Source organism: Dechloromonas sp. ZS-1 (genome assembly GCF_039649255.1).
In the GTDB taxonomy this organism is placed as follows: Bacteria; Pseudomonadota; Gammaproteobacteria; order Burkholderiales; family Rhodocyclaceae; genus Azonexus.
On the sequence record NZ_JBDIYD010000018.1, the window covers coordinates 44786 to 51600 of the forward strand.

At 57.6% G+C, this 6815-nt stretch carries 9 protein-coding genes; 7 read left to right on the forward strand and 2 right to left on the reverse strand.

Annotated elements, in window-relative coordinates:
* Positions 1-26: 26 nt before the first annotated feature.
* From AACO21_RS15565 to AACO21_RS15580, 4 genes are all read left to right on the forward strand, one after another.
* Positions 27-230, forward strand: a complete 204-nt coding sequence (locus tag AACO21_RS15565) for a hypothetical protein (protein ID WP_346193444.1) — start codon at positions 27-29, stop codon at positions 228-230.
* A gap of 166 nt (positions 231-396) precedes the next feature.
* The gene (locus AACO21_RS15570; protein ID WP_346193445.1) at positions 397-633 is read left to right on the forward strand and encodes a CopG family transcriptional regulator; all 237 of its coding nucleotides are present in this window, start codon (positions 397-399) and stop codon (positions 631-633) included.
* A complete protein-coding gene (locus AACO21_RS15575; protein ID WP_346193446.1) occupies positions 623-892 on the forward strand; it encodes a type II toxin-antitoxin system RelE/ParE family toxin in 270 nt (89 codons plus the stop codon). Before AACO21_RS15570 ends, AACO21_RS15575 begins: the two co-directional genes overlap by 11 nt.
* Before the next feature lie 505 nt (positions 893-1397).
* A complete protein-coding gene (locus AACO21_RS15580) occupies positions 1398-1904 on the forward strand; it encodes a hypothetical protein (RefSeq protein ID WP_346193447.1) in 507 nt (168 codons plus the stop codon).
* A gap of 175 nt (positions 1905-2079) precedes the next feature.
* Here the strand turns inward: AACO21_RS15580 and AACO21_RS15585 are convergent, their stop codons facing one another.
* Positions 2080-2409, reverse strand: a complete 330-nt coding sequence (locus AACO21_RS15585; protein ID WP_346193448.1) for a hypothetical protein — start codon at positions 2407-2409, stop codon at positions 2080-2082.
* Between the two features lie 705 nt (positions 2410-3114).
* Positions 3115-4428 carry an IS1380 family transposase gene (locus AACO21_RS15590; RefSeq protein ID WP_346193449.1) on the reverse strand — a complete coding sequence of 438 codons (1314 nt, stop codon included), beginning with the start codon at positions 4426-4428 and terminating at the stop codon, positions 3115-3117.
* Positions 4429-4807: 379 nt separating this feature from the next.
* Here AACO21_RS15590 and AACO21_RS15595 point away from each other — a divergent pair, with 379 nt between their 5' ends.
* The 3 genes from AACO21_RS15595 (at position 4808) to AACO21_RS15605 (ending at position 6675) form a co-directional block, all read left to right on the forward strand.
* A complete protein-coding gene (locus AACO21_RS15595; RefSeq protein WP_346193450.1) occupies positions 4808-5677 on the forward strand; it encodes a site-specific integrase in 870 nt (289 codons plus the stop codon).
* A gap of 173 nt (positions 5678-5850) precedes the next feature.
* Positions 5851-6318: a hypothetical protein gene (locus tag AACO21_RS15600; RefSeq protein ID WP_346193451.1), complete on the forward strand. Its 468-nt coding sequence runs from the start codon at positions 5851-5853 to the stop codon at positions 6316-6318.
* A 54-nt stretch (positions 6319-6372) separates the two neighbouring features.
* Positions 6373-6675: a hypothetical protein gene (locus tag AACO21_RS15605; protein WP_346193452.1), complete on the forward strand. Its 303-nt coding sequence runs from the start codon at positions 6373-6375 to the stop codon at positions 6673-6675.
* The last annotated feature ends 140 nt before the right edge of the window (positions 6676-6815 follow it).

Genomic DNA, 6815 nt, shown 5'->3' on the forward strand with positions numbered 1-6815 from the left:
GCATCGCTTACGTGCGCGTACGCGCCATGAGCGGCGATTACGGTGAAACCTTCCCCGGGTGCGTCGTCCAGGTCGAAAAAATAGAAGGCGATACCGTCCACGCGCAAATCCGCCTGGACGGCACCGTCGTGAAGCTCGCAAATGTTCCCTGGTCAACCGTCGGCAAGAGCATCGGCATCGCCTTCAGGAGCATCGAGGGAAAGTCCGAGCATGCCGAGGATGACGTGTAGCTCCGCCGCCTGGCAACCTTTTTTCCGTTCGTACGGAAAGTGACCCCGTCCGATACGGGCTGATGCCCCAACTCGCCCACCGGCAACGGCGGGCGTTTTTCGAATTTGACACGGGGTGAGTAACGCATAAAATGCAACGTAATACATGTAACGCAGGAGTGGCAAAATGACGACCAGAACGATGAACGTCCGGATACCGGAAGCCCTCTACGGGCAGATCGAGGAACTCGCTCGGGCGACCGCGCGGACGAAGAGCTTCCTGGCCATCGAGGCTTTGAAGGGCTACGTCGAGAGCGAGTCCTGGCAGGTACGAGACATCCGCGCGGGCATCGCCGAAGCTGACGCGGGCGATTTCGCCTCCCCGGAGGAAGTAGCCGCGACGTTCGCCAAGCATGGCGCTTAAATGGACGCGGACCGCGCTCCGCAACCTCGACGATATCGCCACCTACATCGCCCATGACAAGCCGCCGGATGCCACGCGCTTCGCCAAGGAGCTCAAGGCGGCGACGGAAAAGCTCCAGTCCTTTCCCGGCATGGGGCGGGCGGGCAGGGTGCCCGGCACCCGCGAACTCGTGCTGCACGCCAACTACCTGGCCATCTACCGGGTAAGGGGAGAGGACGTGGAAATACTCCGCATCCACCACGCGGCGAAATCGCTTTAGGCAGGGCTGGACAATCGGAAACCGTATAGTATCCATCGGTTTACGGATACCTACCGGCGATATCGAGACGAACACTCAGCCTGCGTGCTCGATACCGGGCACGGGCTTCTTGCCATGACGATTCCTCCCGCGGCGGACGCCAGCGAATACCTCGGGGGATAGACCCCGAACCCTTCACATAAGATAAGTATGTGGAGCGTTTTCGTTTCCGCAGCGCCATTCATACCGGTTCCGATTCCCCTGGTATTCCGTTTGACATGGCGTTTCGCCCGGCCTATATTGGTTCATCGCGCCGATTTGAGGTTCAGCTTGCGGGCGCGCAACAAATGCGGCTAAAGCTTGGGAACCCGACTGAGCGAACGCTAAGCGGGTTTTTTCATTCCGGAGACCGAACTACACCATGCGATCCACCTGAAACGTCTGACACGAGCTTAACGGTTATCTGCGCAGTGCACCCGCATTGCGTCCTGATTCCGCACGCTCTATCAACTTTCAGGAGATTGCCATGAAACATGAACAGAATGCCGGTCGCCGGCTTGGCCTCGGTCGCAATTGGATCGGCGAAACGAAACAGCCACCGGCCGAACCGCTGATCCGGGTCCGTTCCGGAACGAACGTCGCAACCGGGCGGATGATCGGCGGAGCCCACCAGCCTAGGGCCTTCGTCTGGGTCGACGAGGCTGCCAACGAACCGAAGCGCGAACTCGTGGTCTGCCCCGACTTGGAGGGCAACTGGCTGTGGGAGAACGGCCAGGCTACTGATGCAGAAGCGGCTTTTCCGGGCAACAAAGAGGTTCATCGCCTGGCCGGGAAATTCGAGTACTGGCTGAAGTACCTCAAGGAACACTGGACGCCCGACAGGTCGCAGCGCTTCTTCTGGGGCCGTTTCCACGATGAGGGCGTCGGCATCGCCCGGCAGCTACAGGCGCTGGTGATCGAGGAAGCCATCGTGCGCTACTGGCGCCCGGCGCAGGATGCGCGCAGCGCCACCGATCGCGAGATACGGCTGTAACCTTAGCACCGGATCGGGAAGTTACTTCTTCCGGTCCGGTGCATTACTTCGGGAGTTAATGCTGGTTCTCGGTGCAATCGCTACCCAATTGGTGTCCGATCGCAACGCCTGGATTATGAATTTTACATAATCTTTATTATGCGTATGGAATTGTTTATTCGGTAAGGAGCATGTCTCAGAAGGGCATATCCGCACTGTCTTCCAGAAATTTTCCGATATGGAGAATGTTCCGGCACTCCTTTTTGGCTTTTTCCGCAGCAGAAGTCATCCGTGCGGCAGAGAGAGCGCGCGCGATCTCTAAATCGTCCTCCCTTTTCCAGTTAGTTACCGATCGTTTTGCCAAAATCACTATCGTATGGCGCAGGTCATGCAACCGGGGCGCTGCGTGCGCGCCACGATTCACCCAGCCCAGGTCGTCGCGTAATGCGTTGAAGACGCGATGCGCCTGTCGTTCGCCGAGCGGCTCCCCCAGTCGCTTGCCACGACTGCCGATCAGAAACGGCATGTCAGCCGTCGTGGGTGGGAACATATCGAGCCCGCTACCGCCACATTTATGGTTGCCTGATAATGTTTATTATCAGTCCTGCGGTTATTGTATGAATAACGCGATTTTGGCGAAATAGAAGCGAAACGCAGGCTCGATTGGCAAGTCGATCACTCGTCCGCAACTGAACTTGGACCTTCTGCATACCGCCCTGCAAGCACACAAGAGTTGGCTTTTATCGTGCTTGGGTTAGCCTCGGGCTTAGAGGTCAACTGACGGTTATCATCCGCCAAGGCAGCAATGCCTCGAAGTCGTCGGCGGTTTTCGCGGTCGGCATTTTTGCCGAAGAGGCTGACGAGGTAGGCGTAGGGGTGGATGTCGTTGGCCTTGCAGGTTGCTGCGGGTCAAGCGCCTAACAGGCGGCGAGCGAGTACGGATTGCATGTCAAGACGTCCGTCCGCAATCAAGTAAATAATGACCTGGTTGCCTGTCACACGGTAGATCACGCGGTAGGGTTTGAAGAATGTCTGGCGGTATTCTTTGATCCCAAGGCCGCCTAGCCCGCAAATTTCACCAGCCTCCAATGTGTTTCATTTCAGAGGGTGCGAGAGCTTGATTGCGGAGGGCGGAAGAGGTTTTGCCCAAATATTGAGCAATGTTGCTGATTGAAGACGGACTATCCCCTACCCCCGATGCTCAACGTGTCGGGGACGCACGCAGGAATGGCTACGGAGAAGCCAGTGTATTGGCGGCCATCAAGTAAGCATCGCGCAACGGATGATGAGAGGCCAACAGGATGCGGATGCGCCGGGTGTTGCGCAGTACGGCAGCACCGATTTTGAGCAAGCGAACACGAATCGTGGCTGCCGAGGCCTTGGCCAGTTCGGTGTTCGCCAGCGCCAATTCTCGCAAGCCCTGCATCAGCGTGTAGGCCAGCGCAGAGAACATGACCCGCAGCCAGTTGGCGAGAAAGCGCTGGCAACTGGCACGGGTTCCGAATAGATCAAGTTGGGCTTCCTTGATCCGGTTCTCGGCTTCCCCGCGTTGGCAGTAAAGACCATCGTACAAGTCGGTCGCCATGCCTTCGAGATTGGTCACGATGAAGCGTGGATTGCTACCCTGTGCGCCGAACTCCAACCGTGTCACGACCCGCCGTGGGCGATCCCAACTCTGGGCGGCATAGCGAAACTCACGAATCAACCGCTGCTTGGTGCCTGTGGCTGCGTAGGCATGCTCCATCAGGCCTTCCCAGCCTTCAACCTGGCGGTGCAGAACGGCGTTTCTCGCCAGGCCGATGACATAGCCGATGTCCTGACGCTCGCACCAGCGGATCAGGCGTTGCCGGCAGAATCCCGAATCACCGCGGACGATAATTCGCACACAGGGCCAAGCCTGACGCAGACACGTCACAATCAGCTTGATCACCGCCGCAGCATGCCGGGCACCGTCAATGCGGCTTCGGCGCAGCACACAGGCCAGCATGGCTTTGCCACAGAAGACGTAGAGCGGCAGGTAGCAATGGCTGTCGTAGTAGGCGTGGAATTCCTTCTGTTCCTGATCACCGTGCAGTGGAATATCGGAGGCATCGATATCGAGCACCAATGCCTTGGGAGGACAAGCATGGCTGGCGATGAACTGCTCAACCAGTACCCGGTTCAAGGCGACCACATCCGCACGAGTGGCCCGCTTCTCCAAGCGGCACAGGGTCGGGCTGCTCCCCAACTCCTCAGTGCGGCCGACCGCCGTCTGCATCAGCGGATCACGCCGCAAGGCAGCGTGGTCGTTCAAATCCTCATAGCCACAACACAGGGCATACAGCCGCTGGGCAACCAGGTCGCGCATTTCATGCACAATCATCTCCTGATTGCGCGGATCGTGCAGCGCACCGGCCACCGCCTTGGACAAACCGATCCGACGATCCACCTGCCGAAGCAGCATCAGGCCACCGTCCGAACTCAACGCACCACCTTCAAAATTCGCTTCGATCTCACAACGACCAAGGCGCCCAAATGACATCAACCCAGCGGTACAATTTGGCATCGGCGGAACTCCTCTCAATACGGCTTCGACACCTGTATTAGAGCGCCTTTCCGGCTGTTCCGCCGACCTATCTATGAAATTTCCGGGCTAGTTCTTTCGGATAGCTGCCGCGTTCCGGGAATTTCGACAGACTCTCCACAACGTCCATTAACTTCCGTTATTCTGGCACGCTACGAAAAAACTGCGGAAGCTTCCTTTTAAGCTCACCTAGTATGGCCCAAAACATCGAGGTTCGTCGATCCAGCAGGAGGATTGCGAAGCGTACAAAGACTTCCTGGCAGCCCCGACCGCCGCCTGGATTGGCCCGAAAACCCGGCGCCATTCGGCGGCCTGGCGACCGTTCGCCGGAACGCCCGCCGCCGCTTCGCAACGCTACGCCGTGCAGGCGATCCGCACTTTCTTCGCCTGGCTGGTTAACGTGCGCTACCTGGCGGGGAATCCCTGGATCACGGTCAGCGACCCCGCCGTCGCCCAAGCGCTGACCCCCATTCAGATTGACAAAGCGCTCACCCAGTCGCTCTGGCAAAAACTTACCGATCCCGGCGGTATTCTCGACCAACTCTGCGCGCAATCTCCTCTCGCCTTGCAGCAACGCTACAAGATGCGCGGGGCGGCGGCGGAGATCTCATTACCGGCGCAATATCGCCTGGTCCGGGCCGCCCTCCTGCTGCTCGGTACGTCCGGTGTGCGTCGCGAGGAAGCCGCCTATGCCACTCGTGACAAGCTGAAACCGGTGCCCGGTGAGGCGGGTCTCTGGGAAATGGATGTCCTGGGCAAGCGGGCCAAGTGGCGCACCGTCTTTCTTCCCTTGCGCACCGTCACTGCCCTGCAACAGCATTGGGCAGACCGGGCCTTGGATTTCAGTTTTGGCCTAGCCGATCTACCGCTTTTGTCCCCGTTGGTGACCCCGGCGTTCGAGTCGGCCCAACAAAAGCACAGGACGCCAATAGGCGATCGGCGCGAGAGCGGGTTTTCACAAGACGGACTGTATCGGGTGATCAAGACCGCACTGCGGCGGATCTCCGAAGACGACAGTTTCGATCTTGACCCGGCGGAGCGGGCCCACTTGCGCCAGGCCGGACCGCATGCCTTCCGGCATACCTTCGGTACCCAAGCGGTAGCTGGCGAGGTGCCCCTTGATGTGCTACAGCGCGTCCTGGGTCACGCCAACCTGCAAACCACAACCATCTATGTGCAAGCGGAGAAAAAACGGTCGATTGCAGAGCTAGGGAAGTTTTTTCAGCGGTAGTAACAACCGGCAAGTGCTGGAGACCCCCGCTTGCGCTTAAGTACGCTAATTTCTGTTAGGCTTACGTACCCGTACGCAAGCTTAACTTCAAAACAAAACAGTAGGCCGGCTATCGCCGGCTAACTGTCTTTAACAACATCAGCCACACCCTCGTTTTTTCCTAGGCACCTACTATGAGTCGCAAAATATCTTTTCCTGTTGCTGAGCAATGGATTGAGGATCAACTCAGCGATCGCTCCTCACATCGCTCATTGTTCCAATCGGCAACCGGAGCCTATGCTGAAATGCAGATTGCGATTGTCAGCGAAGGCGCTAGAAGCAGTTTGTCAGTCACGGCAGCCGGGGTTTTTGGTGGATTCATCAAAACCTGGAAAGCAGGACTGATCGCATCGATCACAAAAGACATCATCCAAAAACTTGAAATCGATGTCAGTCGCGAGCGCATCAGGACCCTGCAGTTCGATATCTTTGGCCGATCTCAAGCTTCCAAAGATCTGAAAAACTACGCCATTGAACGACGCAATGGCGGAGGACGTGCCGCTCCACTGCCTGAGGTTCCCGATTCATTGAAAGCTGATGCCTATCAGTTCTTCCTGTGCCATGAAGACGACTTGAAACTCGCTGTACATAATCGACAATAGAATCATTTTAAAGAGAGGCGCCTTTATTTCGTTTTTGATCGGAATACGCGAAACATGCGCCGCTTCGCCGGGGCGTGTCGGTTCGTCTTCAACCAGGCAGTGCTACAAAAAACAATGACGCAGGCCAGGTTCATCGGTTACGTCGTCGTGGCGAAGCACCTGACGGCGTGGCGCAATGGAAAAGAAACGCCGAAGCAGAAAGATGCGCCGGTCCATCCCTTGCAACATGCGCTCAAGGATTTGCAACGGGCCTATTTCCCGCGCTTCAAGAAGAAAGGACCGGGCGATAGCTTCCTCTGCCCCGATCCCCAGCAATTCAAGCTCGATGTCGGAAATCGTCGCATCTTCCTGCCCTAGCTCGGCTGGATGCAGCTGCGTCTCTCCCGCGAGGTGCTGGGCATGCCCAAAAAAATGCCACGGTCTGTATTGACCCAGCAGAACCTGCTCAACTTACGCTGCTAATGCGAATGCCTCAGCAGGGGTTTTCATACCGAGCG